General features: G+C 67.6%; 16 protein-coding genes. 2 read left to right on the forward strand and 14 right to left on the reverse strand.

The annotated features are described in order from the left end of the window. Window positions 1–7: 7 nt before the first annotated feature. The 7 genes from fahA to AC07OQ_RS06575 form a co-directional block, all read right to left on the reverse strand. The gene (gene fahA / locus AC07OQ_RS06545) at window positions 8–1,345 is read right to left on the reverse strand and encodes a fumarylacetoacetase (protein WP_495052291.1); all 1,338 of its coding nucleotides are present in this window, start codon (window positions 1,343–1,345) and stop codon (window positions 8–10) included. After that, on the reverse strand, window positions 1,342–2,628 hold the full coding sequence (gene hmgA, locus AC07OQ_RS06550) for a homogentisate 1,2-dioxygenase (protein ID WP_495052292.1): 1,287 nt from the start codon (window positions 2,626–2,628) through the stop codon (window positions 1,342–1,344). The genes fahA and hmgA overlap by 4 nt, the downstream gene beginning before the upstream one ends. Before the next feature lie 5 nt (window positions 2,629–2,633). Further along, entirely contained in the window at window positions 2,634–3,599 is a 966-nt protein-coding gene (locus AC07OQ_RS06555; RefSeq protein ID WP_495052293.1) for a Bug family tripartite tricarboxylate transporter substrate binding protein, read from the reverse strand. 10 nt (window positions 3,600–3,609) lie between these two features. Then, window positions 3,610–3,816, reverse strand: a complete 207-nt coding sequence (locus AC07OQ_RS06560) for a DUF2783 domain-containing protein (protein WP_495052294.1) — start codon at window positions 3,814–3,816, stop codon at window positions 3,610–3,612. Between the two features lie 8 nt (window positions 3,817–3,824). Then, window positions 3,825–5,420, reverse strand: coding sequence for an FAD-dependent oxidoreductase (locus AC07OQ_RS06565; RefSeq protein WP_495052295.1), 1,596 nt, complete (start codon window positions 5,418–5,420; stop codon window positions 3,825–3,827). A 14-nt stretch (window positions 5,421–5,434) separates the two neighbouring features. Further along, entirely contained in the window at window positions 5,435–5,974 is a 540-nt protein-coding gene (locus AC07OQ_RS06570) for a VOC family protein (RefSeq protein WP_495052296.1), read from the reverse strand. A 125-nt stretch (window positions 5,975–6,099) separates the two neighbouring features. Beyond that, on the reverse strand, window positions 6,100–7,062 hold the full coding sequence (locus AC07OQ_RS06575) for an MBL fold metallo-hydrolase (protein WP_495052297.1): 963 nt from the start codon (window positions 7,060–7,062) through the stop codon (window positions 6,100–6,102). 120 nt (window positions 7,063–7,182) lie between these two features. On the opposite strand from AC07OQ_RS06575, the gene AC07OQ_RS06580 reads away from it, so the two are divergent. Both AC07OQ_RS06580 and AC07OQ_RS06585 read left to right on the forward strand, forming a co-directional pair. Further along, complete coding sequence (locus AC07OQ_RS06580; protein ID WP_495052298.1) at window positions 7,183–7,980, forward strand: IclR family transcriptional regulator; 798 nt, start codon at window positions 7,183–7,185, stop codon at window positions 7,978–7,980. Beyond that, the gene (locus AC07OQ_RS06585) at window positions 7,977–8,558 is read left to right on the forward strand and encodes a nucleotidyltransferase family protein (RefSeq protein ID WP_495052299.1); all 582 of its coding nucleotides are present in this window, start codon (window positions 7,977–7,979) and stop codon (window positions 8,556–8,558) included. Before AC07OQ_RS06580 ends, AC07OQ_RS06585 begins: the two co-directional genes overlap by 4 nt. A gap of 10 nt (window positions 8,559–8,568) precedes the next feature. On the opposite strand, the gene AC07OQ_RS06590 is transcribed toward AC07OQ_RS06585, so the two are convergent. The 7 genes from AC07OQ_RS06590 to AC07OQ_RS06620 form a co-directional block, all read right to left on the reverse strand. Next, entirely contained in the window at window positions 8,569–9,297 is a 729-nt protein-coding gene (locus tag AC07OQ_RS06590; protein ID WP_495052300.1) for an N-acyl amino acid synthase FeeM domain-containing protein, read from the reverse strand. A 282-nt stretch (window positions 9,298–9,579) separates the two neighbouring features. Continuing rightward, on the reverse strand, window positions 9,580–10,281 hold the full coding sequence (locus AC07OQ_RS06595) for an ABC transporter ATP-binding protein (protein WP_495052398.1): 702 nt from the start codon (window positions 10,279–10,281) through the stop codon (window positions 9,580–9,582). Window positions 10,282–10,292: 11 nt separating this feature from the next. After that, window positions 10,293–11,075 carry an ABC transporter ATP-binding protein gene (locus tag AC07OQ_RS06600; protein ID WP_495052301.1) on the reverse strand — a complete coding sequence of 261 codons (783 nt, stop codon included), beginning with the start codon at window positions 11,073–11,075 and terminating at the stop codon, window positions 10,293–10,295. Next, window positions 11,075–12,442 carry a branched-chain amino acid ABC transporter permease gene (locus AC07OQ_RS06605; RefSeq protein ID WP_495052302.1) on the reverse strand — a complete coding sequence of 456 codons (1,368 nt, stop codon included), beginning with the start codon at window positions 12,440–12,442 and terminating at the stop codon, window positions 11,075–11,077. The genes AC07OQ_RS06600 and AC07OQ_RS06605 overlap by 1 nt, the downstream gene beginning before the upstream one ends. Window positions 12,443–12,446: 4 nt before the next feature. Then, window positions 12,447–13,406 (reverse strand): branched-chain amino acid ABC transporter permease, encoded by a 960-nt coding sequence (locus AC07OQ_RS06610; RefSeq protein WP_495052399.1) that lies wholly within the window; start codon window positions 13,404–13,406, stop codon window positions 12,447–12,449. Window positions 13,407–13,557: 151 nt separating this feature from the next. Then, a complete protein-coding gene (locus AC07OQ_RS06615; RefSeq protein ID WP_495052303.1) occupies window positions 13,558–14,796 on the reverse strand; it encodes a branched-chain amino acid ABC transporter substrate-binding protein in 1,239 nt (412 codons plus the stop codon). A 90-nt stretch (window positions 14,797–14,886) separates the two neighbouring features. After that, the gene (locus tag AC07OQ_RS06620; protein WP_495052304.1) at window positions 14,887–16,533 is read right to left on the reverse strand and encodes a 3-(methylthio)propionyl-CoA ligase; all 1,647 of its coding nucleotides are present in this window, start codon (window positions 16,531–16,533) and stop codon (window positions 14,887–14,889) included. Window positions 16,534–16,721: the final 188 nt, after the last annotated feature.

The raw sequence follows: 16,721 nt of genomic DNA on the forward strand, positions 1-16,721 counted from the left end.
GCCCGCCTCAGGCCGGCTGCGTCAGCGCCGGCAGCACCGTGGCGGCGCAGTCGCCGAAGCCGATGCGGCGCGCGCCCTCCTTCACCGCATGGCCGCGCAGGATCACGGTGTCGCCGTCCTGCAGGAAGGTCCGCGTCTCGCCGTTCGGCAGGGTCAGGGCCTGCTTGCCGCCCAGGCTCAGCTCCAGCAGCGAGCCGCCCTGCTCCGGCGCGGCGCCGCTCTGCGTGCCGGTGCCCAGCAGGTCGCCGGGCTGCAGATTGCAGCCGTTGCTGGCGTGGTGCACCAGCATCTGGGCCAGGGTCCAGTAGGCCGATTCGCCGAAATTGGAACGCATCAGGCGCGTCGGCGCCGCGCCGGCCGCGCGCATCTGCTCGGTCTGCAGCCAGACCTCCAGCTCGATCGCATAGCCGCCCTCGGCGCGGTTGCGCGCCGAGTCCAGATAGGGCAGCGGCTGCGGGTCCTCGGCCGGGTGCGCAAAGGCGCAGCGGAACGGTTCCAGCGCCTCCATCGTGACGATCCAGGGCGAGATCGTGCTGCCGAAGTTCTTGGCCAGGAAGGGGCCCAGCGGCTGGTATTCCCAGGCCTGCACATCGCGGGCCGACCAGTCGTTCAGCAGGGTCAGGCCGAACAGGTGCTCGTCGGCCGCCTCCATCGGGATGGTCTCGCCCAGCGCATTGCCGCCGGCGACGAAGACGCCCAGCTCCAGCTCGTAGTCCAGGCGCCTGGCCGGCGCGCGCTCCGGCATGCTGGCGCCCGGCGCCATCAGCTGGCCCAGCGGGCGGCGCACGTCCTGCCCCGTGACCCCGATCGAGGAGCTGCGGCCGTGATAGCCGATCGGCACCCATTTGTAGTTGGGCAGCAGCGGGTTGTCGGGGCGGAACAGCTTGCCCACCGTGGTCGCGTGATGGATGCCGGTGTAGAAGTCGGTGTAGTCGCCGATGCGGCAGGGCACGGCCATCTGCGCGGCGGCCTGCGGCACGAGGCAGGCGGCCAGCGCGGCCTCCTGCTTGCTGCCCGCCAGCAGGGCCTCGAACAGGGCCTGGCGCAGCAGGCGGCGCCGGGCCGCGGGCTGCGCCATGAAGGCGTTCAGCTCGCCCCGGGCCAGCGGCTGCAGCAGCACCTGCACCGCGCTGCTCCAGCGCCCGGCGCTGGCGGCTCGGCTCAGGTCGAGGATCTGGTCGCCGATCGCAACGCCGACACGGGCGCTCTCGTTCGTGCCGGCGCGGCGGAACAGGCCGTAGGGCAGGTTCTGGATCGGGAAATCGCAATCCGCTGCATTGGCGGCATTGGCCGAGGCCACCCAGCTCTGGGCGGCCGGGTCATGGGTGTGGTCGAGTTGGCTCATGCTTTGAAGTTGTCTTGGAGGTCGTGCCAGCAGTCGGCGTATGTCTTTTCCAGCGTCCCGCCATTCAGCGCGAAATCGGTGGGCAGCAGGCGCCAGCGGGTCTCGAACATGAAGGCCAGGGTCTGGTCCAGCTTGTGCGGCTTCAGCTCCGCGCTGCTGGCCCTGGCGAAGGCCTCGGTGTCGGGACCATGCGGCACCATCGCGTTGTGCAGGCTGGAGCCGCCGGGCTTGAAGCCCTCGGGCTTGGCATCGTACTGCCCCAGCACCAGCCCCATGTACTCGCTCATCACATTGCGGTGATACCAGGGCGGCCGGAAGGTGTCCTCGGCCACCAGCCAGCGCGGCGGGAAGATCACGAAGTCGACATTGGCCCAGCCCGGCGTGTCCGAGGGCGAGGTCAGCACCGTGAAGATGCTGGGGTCCGGATGGTCGAAGCTGATCGACCCGATGGTCATGAAATGCGCCGTGTCGTACTTGCAGGGCGCCAGATTGCCGTGCCAGGCCACGACGTTGAAGGGCGTGTGGTCCTGCCTGGCGCGCCAGAGGCGGCCGCCGAATTTCTTGACGATCTCGTAGGCCCCCGGTTCGTCCTCATAGGCCGCCACCGGCGCCAGGAAGTCGCGCGGATTGGCCAGACCGTTGGAGCCGATCGGACCCAGCTCCGGCAGGCGGAAGGCCGCGCCGTAGTTCTCGCAGACATAGCCCCGCGACGGCCCATCGACGGCCACCTTGAAGGCCAGGCCGCGCGGCAGCAGCGCCACCTCGCCGGGCTTCACATCCAGCAGTCCCAGCTCGGTCGTGATGCGCAGGCTGCCCTGCTGCGGCACGATCAGCAGCTCGCCGTCGGCATTGACGAAGGCGCGCTTTTCCATCGAGCGGTTGGCCAGGTACAGGTGCGCGGCCATGCCGACCTGGGCATCCGGGTCGCCGTTGACGGCCATGGTCCGCAGGCCGTCGACAAAGTCCAGCGGCTCGGCAGGGATGGCGCTGGGCGCCCAGCGCAGCGGGTCCGGAGGGACGACGGCGCCGTCGCGCGCGCCGGTCTTCAGGAACTCCCGCTGCAGCGGCACATAGCCGCCCACCACCACCGAGGGCTGGCGGCGGTACAGCCAGCTGCGCAGGTTCTCGGCACGCGGTGCGGTGAAGGCCGTGCCCGAGAGCAGCTCGGCATAGAGGCCGTGAGCCGCCCGCTGCGGGCTGTTGCGGCCGATCGGCAGGCTGCCCGGCAGCGCCTCGCTGGCATGCTCGTTGCCGAAGCCCGATTGGTACTTGAGCTCGCTCATATCCCTCAGTCCAGCTTGATGTTGGCGGCCTTGATGACCTGGCCCCATTTGGCCAGCTCCTGCTTCCAGTAGGCGCGCATCTGCTCCGGCGTGCCGCCCAGGGGCTCCAGGCCCAGCACCTGGAAGCGCGCCTTGACCGCGGTGCTGTTCAGCGCATCCTGCAGGGCCTTGTTGAGGGTGGCGATCACCGGCGCCGGCGTCGCGGCCGGCACCGTCAGGCCCTGCCAGGCATAGGCCTCGAAGCCGGCTAGGCCCTGCTCGGCGAAGGTGGGCACCTCGGCAAAGGTCTTGATGCGGGCCGGGCTGGCCACCGCGATCGCGCGCAGCTTGCCCGACAGGATATGCGGGTAGCCGGCCGCGGTGTCCACGAACATGAAGGGCAGCTGGCCGCCGATCACGTCCTGCACCGCCGGCGCGGCGCCGCGGTAAGGGATGTGGTTGAGCTTCAGCTGCGCCTTCTCGCGCAGCAGCTCGGTGGCCAGGTGGTGCGGACTGCCGGCGCCGGGTGTGGCGTAGTTGACGCCCTGTTCCTGTCTGGCGGCCCAGGCCAGAAATTCCCGGTAGGTCTTGACCGGCACATTGGGGTTGACCACCAGCAGCATCGGGAAGCGCGCCATCAGGCCCACCGGAGCCAGGTCCTGCTCGGCCTTGTAGGGCAGCTTGGCATAGAGCCAGGGGTTGGCGGCGAGGGTCGCGGTGTCGGCGGTCAGCATCACCAGGCCGTCGGGCCTGGCCTTGGCGACATAGTCGGCGCCGATATTGGTGGCGGCGCCGGGCTTGTTGTTGATGATCAGGGTCTGGCCCAGGGTCTTGCCCATGGCCTCGGCCAGGGTGCGGGCCACCACATCGGCGCCGCCGCCGGCCGGATAGGGCACGACCCATTCGACGGGCCTGTCGGGGTAGGCGGCCAGGGCGGGCAGCGTCAGGGCGGCCAGGCTCAGCGCGAGCAGGGAACGGCGGGGAGTTGACATGGGAATGGGTTCAGGATGAGGAGGAAAGGGTGTTGGCACGGGCCAGGGCCAGGGCCTCGTCGAGCACGGTGCGATCGCCCACCTGGTTGGCAAGGATCAGCACCAGCTTGGCCAGCAGCAGGTCGGCCTGCGCGTCGCTCAGATCGCGCTGGGCATCGATCAGGGCCTCGTAGAAGCCATCGGGGTCGGGGATGTTGGGGGTATGGATCAGGGGCATGGTGTCACTCACTGCTGGCCCAGGCAACGATCGAGCGCGGCGGCCACCTTGGCGGCGTCGAAAGCGCGCCAGCGCGCGGCCACATGCTGGTCGGGGCGGATCAGGTAGACGGTGCCGGGGCGGCCGTCGTAGCGCTCGGCGATCAGGCCGGCCGGGTCGGCCAGGTCCCGGCCGACGCAAACAAGCTGAACCAGCGCCGGGGCCAGGTCTTGCGGCGGCAGCGGACCGAAGCTCAGCAGGGTGAAGCCCCGACCGAAGCTGTCCAGCAGCCAGCCGCCCTGGCCCTGCGGGGCGTCGAGGCAGGGGCTGCCCGGGCGCATCGCGCTGTCGAAGGCCTCCTCGTCGGGCGTGTTCAGCGGCGAGGCGGCGTAATGGGTCGGCATCGACAGCCGGCCGCTGTTGACCAGCGGACGCGCGAAGGCCTCGGTCTTGGCCAGCTCCAGCACCGCGTCGCGCAGCCGCAGCGAGGCGCGGCTCTTGGGTGAGATGAAGTCGGTGGAGCGGGTGGAATTGAGGATGTTCTCGTCGGCCGCGGCGGCGCGCTCGGCGTGATAGCTGTCCAGCAGGGTTGCGGGCGCCACGCCGTCCAGCACGGCCTTGAGTTTCCAGCCGAGGTTGTCGGCATCCTGCACGCCGCTGTTGGCGCCGCGTGCACCGAAGGGCGAGACCTGATGGGCCGAGTCGCCGACGAAGAGCACGCGGCCATGGCGGAAGCGCTCCAGGCGCCGGCAGGCGAATTGGTAGACCGACACCCATTCCAGCTCGAACTCGACATCCGGCCCCAGCATGGCCTGGATGCGCGGGATCACCTTCTCCGGCTTCTTCTCCTCGGCCGGGTCGGCATCGCTGCCCAGCTGGAAGTCGATGCGCCAGACGCCGTCGCATTGCTTGTGCAAGAGCACCGACTGGCCGCGGTGGAACGGGGGGTCGAACCAGAACCAGCGCTCGGTGGGGAAGTCGGCCTTCATCACGACGTCGGCGATCAGGAAGCGGTCCTGGAAGACCTGACCCTCGAAGTCCAGGCCCAGCATGCCGCGGGTATCGCTGCCAGCGCCGTCGCAGGCCAGCAGGTAGTCGGCCTCCAGCGCGAAGCGGCCATCGGGCGTCTCGACCTGCAGGGCCAGGCCCTCGGGCCGCTGGGCCAGGGCCACCAGCTTGTGCTTCCAGCGCAGATCGATCAGCGGCTCGGCCTGGCAGGCCCGCACCAGGGCTTCCTCCAGGTGGTACTGCTGCAGATTGATCATCGCCGGCATGCGGTGCTGCTGCTGCGGCAGCAGGTCGAATTGGTAGGCCAGCTCGTCGCGGAAGAAGACCTTGCCGACCTGCCAGCGCACACCCCGCTCGGCCAGCCCGGCGCCCAGGCCCAGGCGCTCCCAGATCTCCAGCGTGCGCTTGGCGTAGCAGACCGCGCGCGAGCCCTGGCTGACGCTGTTGTTGTCGTCCAGCAGCAGCACGCGCAGGCCGCGCGCCGCGCAGTCCAGCGCCGCCGTCAGGCCCACCGGGCCGGCGCCGATGATCACGACCGGATGGCGCAAGACCCGGCCCTCGCGCTGCTCGGGGCTCTGGCCGTAGGCGTACTCGGGAAAGGTGTAGGTCTTCAACATGGCAGCACAGCCGCTCAGGCGGGCCGGAATTCCTGGTCATGCATCCAGGCGGCATGCTTGGGCGCGCGCTTGGTGGCGCTCCATTCCTCCAGCATCTCCCACTTGCAGGCATCGAGCTTGGCGTACATCGCGGGCGTGCCGACATCGGCCGCCAACTCGACGCGGTGGCCGTTGGGGTCGAAGAAGTAGATGCTCTTGAAGAGGGCGTGGTCGGTCACGCCGATCACCGCGATGCCCGCAGCCTGCAGCTCGGCCTTCTTGGCCTCCAGCTCGGCCACGCTGCCGACCTTGAAGGCGATGTGCTGCACCCACTCCGGGGTGTTCTCGTCACGGCCCATCGGCCTGGCCGTGGGCAACTCGAAGAAGGCCAGCACATTGCCGCCGCCGGCGTCGAGGAAGAGATGCATATAGGGATCGTCGGCCTTGGTCGACGGCACCCTGTCCTCGGCGATCGCGAGCACGAAGTCCATGCCCAGGTGCCGGCGGTACCACTCGACCGTGGTCTTGGCGTCTAGGCAGCGGTAGGCGACGTGGTGGATGCGTTCGATCTTCATCTGAGAATCCTATGGTCCGGAACGCAACCGGCGCTCCTTGATCCAGCAGAGCCCGCGGATCCGGCTCCGCCGGTCCGCCGGGCTCGCCCCCTTGAGGGGGCGCGCGCAGCGCGTAGGGGGTGGGCTTACTTCATGTCTTCCAGGGCCTTCCACATCTCGATGTCGCGCTCGGCGGTCCAGATGCGCGGATCGGGGAACTGGGTGGCCTCGTCATAGGCACGGGTCACGTCGAAGGGCATGCAGTGGGCGAAGATGACCCATTGGCCATACTTGGGCGCCAGCGCCTCGTAGGTTTCACGGTAGACGGTCTTCAGGTCGCGTCCGGCCGCGACACCGGCCCTGACGGCGGCATACAGCTCGGAGACGAAGGCGCGCGTGCCGGCCAGACCCGCGGCCACGTCGTCCGGACTCTGCAGCGCGCGACCGCGGCCCGGCACCAGCTTCTCGGGCCGCAGCGCGGCAATGTTGTCCAGGGTCTGCGGCCAGTCCTGGAAATAGGCATCGCCGGCATAGGGCGTGGCATCGAACTCGACCAGGTCGCCGCTGAACAACACCTTGTCCTGGGGCAGCCAGACCACCGTGTCGCCCTTGGTGTGGCCTCGGCCCAGCTGCAGGATCTGCACCTCGAGCTTGCCGAGGAACAGGGTCATCTTGCCGCTGAAGGTGATGCTGGGCCAGGTCATGCCCGGCGGCACCGACTCGACATTGCGGAACAGGCGCGGGAAGCGGCCGATCTCGCTGGCCTTGTCCTGCTCGCCGCGCTCGACGATCAGCTCATAGGTGTCCTGGCTGGCGATGATGTGCTCGGGCTCGTATGCGCTGGCGCCCAGCACCCGCACCGCGTGGTAATGGCTCAGCAGCACATACTTGATCGGCTTGTCGGTCACTTCGCGGATGCGGCGGATCACGTCCTGGGCCATCACCGGCGTGGCCTGGGTGTCGATCACCATCACCGCGTCGTCGCCGATCACGATGCCGGTATTGGGGTCGCCTTCGGCGGTGTAGGCCCAGGCATGGGCCGACAGCTGGTCAAAGCTGACCTGCTTTTCTTCGACATCGGCATGGGAGGCAAAGGTCTTCTGGCTCATTGCTGGGAGGTCTCCATCATTTAACCTAAGCAAATCAATTTGCTTAAAACGAATTCATGGCTTGATCTTAGTCATCACGTTTGTTAATGTCTAATCGATTGTTTTAAGTAGAAACCCTAGATGAACGAAAACAAGGCGTCGGCGGATCCCGCCGAGCGCGGCGGGCCGCGCGGCATCCAGAGCGTGGAGGTGGGCGGCCAGTTGCTGATCGCCCTGGCCCACCATGGGCGGCCGCTGGCGCTGAAGGACCTGGCGCGCGAGGCCGGCATGCCGCCGGCCAAGGCCCATCCCTATCTGGTGAGCTTCATCAAGCTGGGTCTGGTGGAGCAGGAGGCCGGCGGCGGCCGCTACGGCCTGGGACCGCTGGCCCTGCAGCTGGGCCTGATCAGCCTGCAGCAGTACGAGCCGGTGCGGCTGGCCACGCCGCGCATCGAGGAGTTGGCGCAGGCCCTGGGCCACACGGTGGCGATCGCGGTGTGGGGCAACCGCGGCCCCACCATCGTGCGCGTGGCCGAGGCGCCCAGCCCGGTGCACATCAGCATGCGCCATGGCACGGTGATGAGCCTGACCGGCACGGCGTCGGGACGGCTGTTCGCCGCCTACCTGCCGCGCGAACAGGTGCTGGCCGCCCTGCAGCAGGACGGCGGCCAGGCCGCCCTGCCGGCGGAGCTCGAGACGCTCGAGACGCATATGGCCCAGGCGCGGCTGCTGGGCATCGCGAGCTCGCAGGACGGGGTGGTGGCCGGCGTCAGCGCGCTGGCCGCGCCGGTGTTCGACGATCAGGGGCGGATGGTGCTGAGTCTCACGGCCATCGGCGCCAGCGGCAGCTTCGATCTGCGGCTGGACGGCGCGCTGGCGCAGGGGCTGCGCAAGACGGGCGCTGAGCTGTCGCGCCAGCTGGGCGGGCGGGCGCCATGAGCCGCACGGCCGAGCCGGCGCAGCGCCTGCGCGAGCTGGCCCGCGCCAGCCCCTGGTTCATGCGCGCGCTACGCGCGGCCCGGGAGCATGCCCCCATGCCGTGGTGCATCGGTGCGGGCGCGGTGCGCAACCTGGTCTGGGACGCCTTGCACGGCCATGCCCAGCCCTCGGCATTGGCCGACATCGACCTGGCCTTCTTCGATGCGGCGGACCTGACCCAGACCCGCGACATGGCGCTGCAAGCAGCCCTCGGCCGCGCCGCGCCCGGCCTGCCCTGGGAAGTTACCAACCAGGCCGGCGTGCACCTCTGGTTCGAACGCTGCTTCGGCCATCCGGTCGAAGCGCTGCGCACGCTGGAGGATGCCGTCGCATCCTGGCCGGAATATGCCACCGCGGTGGGGCTGCGGCTGGAAGCCGACGACGCGCTGACGGTAATCGCGCCGCTGGGCCTGGCCGACCTGTTCGGCATGGTGGTGCGACGCAACCCGCGGCGCGTCAGCCCGGCCGCCTATGCGCAACGTGTCGCGCAGAAGAACTATGCGGCGCGCTGGCCGCGGGTCACGGTGCTGCCGGCCTGAGGCGCGAGGCTCAGATGACGATGCGCGAACCGGCCCGCAGGATCGCCAGTTGCTCGGCTTCCTGCTCGCGGGAGTAGGAATAGGGGTAGAGGCTGCGCACCGATGCGCTGAGCTCGGGACGTCCGCCATAGCGCGCGATCTGCTGCTCGACATACTCGAAGTCCAGGCTCATCAGCACCGCCGGCGCCTGGACGCACAGATTCATGCGCTCTTCACTGCAGACCTTGAAGTCCAGCATGCGCCGGTAATAAGGCACATGGCGCGGATTGACCTCGATCACCAGGCTTTGCACCCCGCGCAGCCGATAGGCATGCAGATAGGCGCTGTGAAACAGGGCCGCCAGCACCCGCTTGGAGGCCACCTCGGCATCCAGGGCCAGCTGGGTGAACTCGCAGACCTGGTGGCCGCGCTCGCGCAGCATGGCCAACTCGTCCGGGAACACGATGTCGGCATTGAGCCCGCGGGGGGAGTCGAAACGCACGCCCAGCGTGCCCAGGGTCTGCCCCAGCGCATCGGAAGCGCTCAGCACCACCAGCTGGGACTCGGCCTCCGCCGCCGTGCTGACGCGCTGGTAGCCGCGCTGCGCGTAGCGTCGCTGCACCAGCTGGCCGGCCTGGTGCCGATGCTGGTGGCTGTGGGCCGCATGAACCGCAAAACCACTTCCAGCGCCGAAATGCCGCAGGCCTGGAATAGGACCCAGAACGGCCTGCTGGCCGATTGCGACGCTGTCGTGCTGCATGAAATCCTTAACTGCTGGACGGTAGCGGGCTAGTCTAGCGGCCGAATCTGTAACAGAGTGCGGAATACATGTCGCCAAAACAACTGACACAAAACACTTACACCTTCAAGCCCCACCCAAGGGGGTAACCCTCATATTGTCAAAAATGGGCCTGCGCCGATTGGCGCCACGGAATATACAAAGCCAGCCAAGCGCGGCGAGGCATCGGCGTAGGACTCGTGTCCAGGGCTTCTGCCCAGGTCTCTTGTCCGGCCATTTCGGCTCGATCCCGGCGGCCGGTGCTCACACCTCCAGCCATTCCTTGCGGATGTAATTGTTGGCACGCAGATCCGCCGGCGTGCCCTCGAAGACGATGCGGCCATGGCCCATCACATAGCAGCGCTCGGAAATCTCCAGCGCGATCGCCAGCTTCTGCTCGACCAGCAGCACCGCGACGCCGCGTGACTTCAGGGTCTTCAGGTACTCGGCCACCAGCTCGACGATCTTGGGCGCCAGGCCCTCGGTGGGCTCGTCGATCATGATCAGGTCCGGATCGCCCATCAGCGTGCGGCACAGCGTCAGCATCTGCTGCTCACCGCCGGAGAGCACGCCGGCCTCGGTGTGCTGACGCTCCTTCAGGCGCGGAAACATGCGGTACATGTCGTCGAAGCTCCAGCGCCCGCCCTTCTGCTTCCGGCCGCCCTTCTGCCCCAGCAGCAGGTTCTGGTGCACGGTCAGCTTGGGGAAGATGTCGCGGTTTTCCGGCACATAGCCGAGGCCCTGGTGCGCGATCTCGTAGGCCTTCCGGCCCAGCAGCTCCTGCGCGCCGAAACGCACCGAGCCCTGGCCGTCCACCTGGCCCATGATGGTCTTGACCGTGGTGGAGCGGCCCGAACCGTTGCGCCCCAGCAGGCTGACGATCTCGCCGGGACGCACCTCCATCGTCACGCCGTGCAGCACATGGCTCTTGCCGTAGAAGGCGTGGACATTGTCGAGTTTCAGCAGTCGGCCCTGGCTCATGCATGCGCTCCCGCTGCTTGCTGCTCGGCCAGCACCGAGCCGAGATAGGCCTCCTGCACGCGCGCATTGGCACGCACCGCCTCCGGCGTGTCGAAGGCGATCACCTCGCCATAGACCAGCACCGCGATCTTGTCGGCCAGGCCGAACACCACGCCCATGTCATGCTCCACGGTCAGCAGGGTCTTGCCCTCGGTGACCTCGCGGATCAGCTGGATGAAGCGCTTGGTCTCGCTCTTGCTCATGCCCGCGGTCGGCTCGTCCAGCAGGATCACGCTGGAGCCGCCGGCGATCGTGATGCCGATCTCCAGCGCGCGCGCCTCGGCATAGGTGAGGTTCATCGCCAGCACGTCGCGCTTCTTGTCGAGCTTGATCATCTCCAGCACCCGCTCGGCCCGTTCGTTGGCATCGTCGAGATCGGCCAGGAACTTCCAGAAGGCGTAGCGGTAGCCCATCGACCACAGCACCGCGCAGCGGATGTTCTCGAACACCGACAGGCGCGTGAACAGGTTCGAGACCTGGAAGCTGCGCGACAGGCCGCGGCGGTTGATCTCGTAGGGCTTCATGCCGTCGATGCGCTGGCCATGCAGGCGGATCTCGCCGCTGGAAAGACCGAAGCGGCCGCTGATCAGGTTGAACAGCGTGCTCTTGCCCGCGCCGTTGGGGCCGATGATGGCGACCCGCTCGCCGGGCAACACCCGCAGCTGGGCGCCGCGGATGATCTCGCTCTTGCCGAAGCTCTTGCGCACATCGAGCAATTCCAATGCGTAGCCGCTGCTCATCAGAGCGCCTCCCGACGTTTGATCTCTTTCTCGATCTCTTCCTGGATCCGGTCCCACTCGCGCTTGAACTGGCGCCGCGCCAGCTCGAACAGCCCGGCGCCCACCAGCAGGGTCAGGGTCGAACCCAGCCAGGCGTCGACGCCATGCGCATTGATCGTCGCGCCCATGAAGGGCAGTTGCGGACCCAGCGCCTCGTTGAGCTGCAGGTGGTAGAGCATCTCGATCATCGCGGCGCCGCCCACCAGCATGGTCAGCGCGGTGCCGAACAGCGCGAGGTAGGAAGTCCAGAGCCGGCCCAGCTTGCCGAAGGCCGCGACGCGCAGATTCATCATGATCAGGCTGGCGATGCCGCCCGGCGCATACATCACCATGAAGAGGAAGATCAGGCCCAGGTAGAGCAGCCAGGCCGTGGTCAGCTCGGACAGGAGCACGCCCGCCAGCACCATCAGCACCGCGCCGATGATGGGGCCGAAGAAGAAGGTGGCGCCGCCCAGGAAGGTGAACAGCAGGTAGGCGCCCGAGCGCGCCGCCCCCACCACCTCGGCGGTGACGATCTCGGTGTTGAGCGCGCTCAGGGCGCCCGCGATGCCGGCGAAGAAGCCCGAGATCGTGAAGGCCATCAGGCGCACCCAATGGGTGTCGTAGCCGATGAACTCGACCCGCTCGGGGTTGTCGCGCACCGCATTGAGCATGCGGCCCAGCGGCGTGCGCGTCAGCGCGAACATCAGGCCCGTGCAGACGAAGCAATACAGCGCCACCAGGTAGTAGACCTGGATCTGCGGGCCGAAGCTGATGCCCAGCACCGGCTTGCCGACCACGCGATTGCTGGAGATACCACCCTCGCCGCCGAAGAACTCCGGCAGCATCAGCGACATGGACCAGACCAGCTCGCCCAGGCCCAGCGTGATCATCGCGAAGGGCGTGCCGGCCTTCTTGGTCGACACATAGCCCAGCAGGGCCGCGAAGAAGAGGCCGGCCGCGCCGCCCGCCAGGGGTACCAGGCTGACCGGGATGGCCCAGGCGCCGCCGCCCACCTGGTTGAGCGTGTGGATGGCCAGGTAGGCGCCCAGGCCGCTGTAGACCGCATGGCCGAAGCTGAGCATGCCGCCCTGTCCAAGCAGCATGTTGTAGGCCAGGCAGGCGATGATGCCGATGCCCATCTGGGTCAGCATGGTCTGGGCCAGACCGCTGGTCCAGATCAGCGGCGCCACGATCAGCGCCAGGGCGAACAGGCCCCAGATGATCCAGCGGCCGACGTTATGGGGCTTGAAGTGGTAGTGGCTGCGGCTCGTGGGCCAGGCGGCCGCCCCAAGGGAGGCCTGCGCCCCCCCGGGGAGCAGTGAGCGCAGTGAATGTGGGGGCTTCATGGCTTCAGTCCTCGCGAGTGCCCAGCAGGCCCTTGGGCCGGAAGATCAGGATCAGCACCATCAGCAGATAAGGCAGGATCGGCGCCACCTGCGCCAGCGTGAGTCTGAGCAGCGGATAGCCCGGCGTGCCGGGGCCGATCTGGGCGCCCCAGCTGTTGAACAGCGAGGCCAGCGAGCCATCCACGGTCAGCGGCAGGGTCTGCAGCAGGCCGATCAGGATGGAGCCGACGAAGGCGCCCGCCAGCGAGCCCACGCCGCCGACCACCACCACCACGAAGATGATGGAGCCGACGATGGCCGCCATGGCCGGCTCGGTGACGAAGGTGATGCCGCCGATCACCCCGGCCAGCGCCGCCAGCGCGCAGCCGCTGCCGAACACCAGCATGAAGACCCGCGGCACGTTGTGCCCCAGGGCCTCGACCATCTCCGGGTGGCTCAGCGCCGCCTGGATCACCAGGCCGATGCGGGTGCGCGTCAGCAGCAGCCACAGGGCCAGCAGCATCAGCAGGGCCACCCCCATCATGAAGACGCGGGTGAGCGGGAAGTTCGAGCACATGGCCTGGGCGCACAGCGCCGCGGGCGCGCCGCCGAGCACGATGGACAGCCCCTCGAGCGGATGCTGCACGATGCTGAAGGCCGGTCCCTGCAGGGCCGACGGCGGCGTGAAGGGCACGGCCGTGCGCCCCCAGATCAGCTGCACCACCTCCAGGATCACATAGGACACGCCGAAGGTGATCAGCAGCTCGGGCACATGGCCGAACTTGTGCACCCGGCGCAGCGCCAGGCGCTCGAAGGCCGCGCCCGCGAAACCCACCAGCAGCGGCGCGAGGAACAGCGCCGGCCAGAAGCCGAGGAGCTTGACCAGGCTGTAGGCGATATAGGCGCCCAGCATGTAGAAGCTGGCATGGGCGAAGTTCAGCACGCCCATCATGCTGAAGATCAGGGTCAGGCCGGAGCTGAGCATGAACAGCAGCAGTCCGGAGGACAGACCGTTCAGGACATTGATGAGGATTTGATCCACGGGGTCGTCTGGGAAAAACGGCGGCGGCCGCGTGTTGGGAAGACGCGAGTCCGGGGCGGCGGCCGCGCCGCCCCGGCCCGCACAGCGCGTGGATTTACGACCGCTTCATCTGGCACGAGGTCGGCGTGCTCGAGACATAGGGCTCGAAGGTCTTGACCGGCACGAAGGTCATGCCGGTCTTCTCGGGGCTGTAGCTGTTCTTGGCATCGGTCTTCTGCCACACCGACAGGTACAGGGTCTGCTGCAGCTGGTGGTCGGCCTTGCGCATCTCGACCTCGCCGTTGAAGCTCTTGGTCTTCATGCCCTCCATCACCGCCGCCACCTTGACCGGGTCGGTGCTCTTGGCCTTGGCCATGGCCTCGCCCAGCAGGGTGTAGATGTGGATCACGCTGCCGGTATAGAAGTCCGAGTTGAACTTGTCCTGGAACTCCTGCTGCCACTTGGACATCTGGCCGCCCATGTTGTAGTGGTTGTAGGAGATCTGATAGACCCGGCCGGCCGAACCCGTGCCCAGCGCCGTGGGCGTGCCGGTGACGCCGGCGTAATAGGTGAAGAACTTGCCGTTGAAGCCGGCCTCGTTGGCGGCCTTCACCAGCAGGGCCAGGTCCGAGCCCCAGTTGCCGGTGATCACGGTGTCGGCACCGCTGGCCTTGATCTTGGCCACATAGGGCGCGAAGTCGCGCACCTGGGCCAGCGGATGCAGGTCCTCGCCGGCGATCTTCACGTCGGGGCGCTTACGGGCCAGCATCTCCTTGGCGTACTTGGCGACCTGGTGGCCGTGGGCATAGTTCTGGTTCAGCAGGAACACGCTCTTGATGTCGGGCTGCTCCTTCATGAAGGTGGTCATGGCCTCCATCTTCATCGAGGTATCGGCATCGGTGCGGAAATGCCAGTAGCTGCACTTGCTGTTGGTCAGGTCGGGATCGACCGCCGAGTGGTTCAGGTACAGCACCTCCTTGCCGGGGTTGCGCTCGTTGTGCTTGTTGACCGCGTCGATGATGGCCAGCGCCGCGCCCGAGCCATTGCCCTGGGTCACATAGCGCACGCCCTGGTCGATCGCCGACTTCAGCGCGTTCAGGCTCTCGGCCGGGCTCAGCTTGTTGTCGATCGGGATGATCTCGAACTTCACGCCCGCGGGGTTGGTCGCGTTGAACTTCTCGGCGAAGAACTGGAAGCTCTTCACCTGGTTCTGGCCCACCGGTGCCATCAGGCCCGACAGCGGATCGATCCAGGCGATCTTCACGGTCTCGCCCTTCTGTGCATGGGCGGCCGCGCCGCTGGCAACGAGGGCCGCCGCCAGGGTGGCTTTCAGGACATGCTTGCTGCTATACATCGTTGTCTCCTCTTTGGTTTGCAAGGCGAGTAAAGCTTATGGCCCCGGGACCGCAACACGGCCTCGGGATATGCCCTGGGGTCGGGGCAATCAGACGGTGGGCAGGCGATAGCCCTTGAACTGCTCGCGCAGCCTGAGCTTTTGCACCTTGCCGGTGGCGGTGTGCGGGATCTCGGCGACGAAGGCGACGTCGTCCGGGATCTGCCACTTGGCGATCTTGCCTTCGTAGAAGGCCAGCATCTGCTCGCGCGTCAGCGCCGCATCGGGCTTCTTGACGACCACCAGCAGCGGCCGCTCGTCCCATTTCGGATGCAGCGCGGCGATCACCGCGGCCTCGTGCACGGCCGGATGGGCCATCGCGATGTTCTCCAGCTCGATCGAGCTGATCCATTCGCCGCCGGACTTGATCACGTCCTTGCTGCGGTCGGTGATCTGCATGAAGCCGTCGGCATCGATCGTGGCCACGTCGCCGGTCGGGAACCAGCCCGGCTGGCCGTCCACCGCCACCAGGGGCGAGGCGTCCTGGCGGAAGTAGCTGCCGATCACCCAATGGCCGCGCACGACCAGGTTGCCCGAGCTCTTGCCGTCCCAGGGCAGGGAGCGCCCCTCATCGTCGATCACCGCCATGTCGATGCCGTAGATCACCTTGCCCTGCTTCTCCAGGATGTGGCGCTGGGCTTCGGCGGGCAGCTGCAACTGCTTGGCGTTCAGCTTGCACAGGGTGCCCAGCGGCGACAGCTCGGTCATGCCCCAGGCGTGGATCACCTCGACGCCATAGTCGTCCATCAGGGTGGCGAGCATGGCCGGCGGGCAGGCCGAACCGCCGATCACGGTGCGCTTGAAGGTGCTGAACTTCAGCTGGTTGGCCTTCATATAGTTCAGCAGGCCCAGCCAGACCGTGGGCACGCCGGCGCTGAAGGTCACGCCCTCGTTCTCGAACAGGTCGTAGAGCGACTTGCCGTCCAGATGCGGCCCGGGGAACACCACCTTGGCGCCGACGATGGCCATGCTGTAGGGCAGGCCCCAGGCATTGACATGAAACATCGGCACGACCGGCAGGATCACGTCCTTGCTGGAGCAGTCCATCGCATCCGGCAGGGCCGCGCCGTAGGCATGCAGCACGCTGGAGCGGTGGCTGTAGACGGCGCCCTTGGGATGGCCGGTGGTGCCCGAGGTGTAGCAGATGCTGGAGGCGGTGTTCTCGTCGAACTGCGGCCAGGCATAGTTGCCGTCCTCGGCCGCGATCAGCTCCTCGTAGCACAGCAGGTCCGGGATGCCGGTCTCGGCAGGCATGTGGGCCCGGTCGCTCATCAGCACGAAGTGGCGCACGCTGCTCAGCTGCGGACGCAGCTTCTCGATCAGCGGCAGGAAGCCGAGGTCGAAGCACAGCACCTTGTCCTCGGCGTCGCCGGCAATCCAGGCGATCTGCTCGGGGAACAGGCGCGGGTTGATGGTGTGGCAGACCAGGGCGGAGCCCGAGCTGCCGTAGTAGATCTCCAGGTGGCGATAGCCGTTCCAGGCCAGCGTGCCGATGCGGTCGCCGCTCTCGCAGCCCAGCCGCGCCAGGGCCTGGGCCAGCTTGCGCGAACGCAACTCGGCGTCGCGCCAGGTGTAGCGGTGCAGGTCGCCTTCGCAGCGCTTGCTGACGATCTCGGTATCGCCCGAATGCTTGGCCGCATGCTGAATCAGGGACGAAATCAGCAAAGGCATGGACATCATCTGGCCCAGCAGCGCCATCGGCGGTCTCCTTGTGTTATGCGGTCTCGGCGGACCTGGTTCGGGCCAGTTTAAACCTGGCTTCGCGGGCCCCTGAGTCACCCTCGTTACACAGCCGGGCCTGCTTTACTCAGGGTATTCACTGCGAACGGGTGCAAGCCATGGCGCATGCACCGGGACGGGTTGATCCGAACCAGCTCGAAGTCCGC

The organism is Roseateles sp. GW821-FHT09B06 (genome assembly GCF_059418245.1).

Excerpts from the sequence above, each read along its gene's own strand:
- fahA (WP_495052291.1), bottom strand. The coding sequence starts at position 1,345 with ATGAGCCAACTCGACCACACCCATGACCCGGCCGCCCAGAGCTGGGTG.
- hmgA (WP_495052292.1), bottom strand. The coding sequence starts at position 2,628 with ATGAGCGAGCTCAAGTACCAATCGGGCTTCGGCAACGAGCATGCCAGC.
- AC07OQ_RS06555 (WP_495052293.1), bottom strand. The coding sequence starts at position 3,599 with ATGTCAACTCCCCGCCGTTCCCTGCTCGCGCTGAGCCTGGCCGCCCTG.
- AC07OQ_RS06560 (WP_495052294.1), bottom strand. The coding sequence starts at position 3,816 with ATGCCCCTGATCCATACCCCCAACATCCCCGACCCCGATGGCTTCTAC.
- AC07OQ_RS06565 (WP_495052295.1), bottom strand. The coding sequence starts at position 5,420 with ATGTTGAAGACCTACACCTTTCCCGAGTACGCCTACGGCCAGAGCCCC.
- AC07OQ_RS06570 (WP_495052296.1), bottom strand. The coding sequence starts at position 5,974 with ATGAAGATCGAACGCATCCACCACGTCGCCTACCGCTGCCTAGACGCC.
- AC07OQ_RS06575 (WP_495052297.1), bottom strand. The coding sequence starts at position 7,062 with ATGAGCCAGAAGACCTTTGCCTCCCATGCCGATGTCGAAGAAAAGCAG.
- AC07OQ_RS06580 (WP_495052298.1), top strand. The coding sequence starts at position 7,183 with ATGAACGAAAACAAGGCGTCGGCGGATCCCGCCGAGCGCGGCGGGCCG.
- AC07OQ_RS06585 (WP_495052299.1), top strand. The coding sequence starts at position 7,977 with ATGAGCCGCACGGCCGAGCCGGCGCAGCGCCTGCGCGAGCTGGCCCGC.
- AC07OQ_RS06590 (WP_495052300.1), bottom strand. The coding sequence starts at position 9,297 with ATGCAGCACGACAGCGTCGCAATCGGCCAGCAGGCCGTTCTGGGTCCT.
- AC07OQ_RS06600 (WP_495052301.1), bottom strand. The coding sequence starts at position 11,075 with ATGAGCAGCGGCTACGCATTGGAATTGCTCGATGTGCGCAAGAGCTTC.
- AC07OQ_RS06605 (WP_495052302.1), bottom strand. The coding sequence starts at position 12,442 with ATGAAGCCCCCACATTCACTGCGCTCACTGCTCCCCGGGGGGGCGCAG.
- AC07OQ_RS06610 (WP_495052399.1), bottom strand. The coding sequence starts at position 13,406 with ATGCTCAGCTCCGGCCTGACCCTGATCTTCAGCATGATGGGCGTGCTG.
- AC07OQ_RS06615 (WP_495052303.1), bottom strand. The coding sequence starts at position 14,796 with ATGTATAGCAGCAAGCATGTCCTGAAAGCCACCCTGGCGGCGGCCCTC.
- AC07OQ_RS06620 (WP_495052304.1), bottom strand. The coding sequence starts at position 16,533 with ATGGCGCTGCTGGGCCAGATGATGTCCATGCCTTTGCTGATTTCGTCC.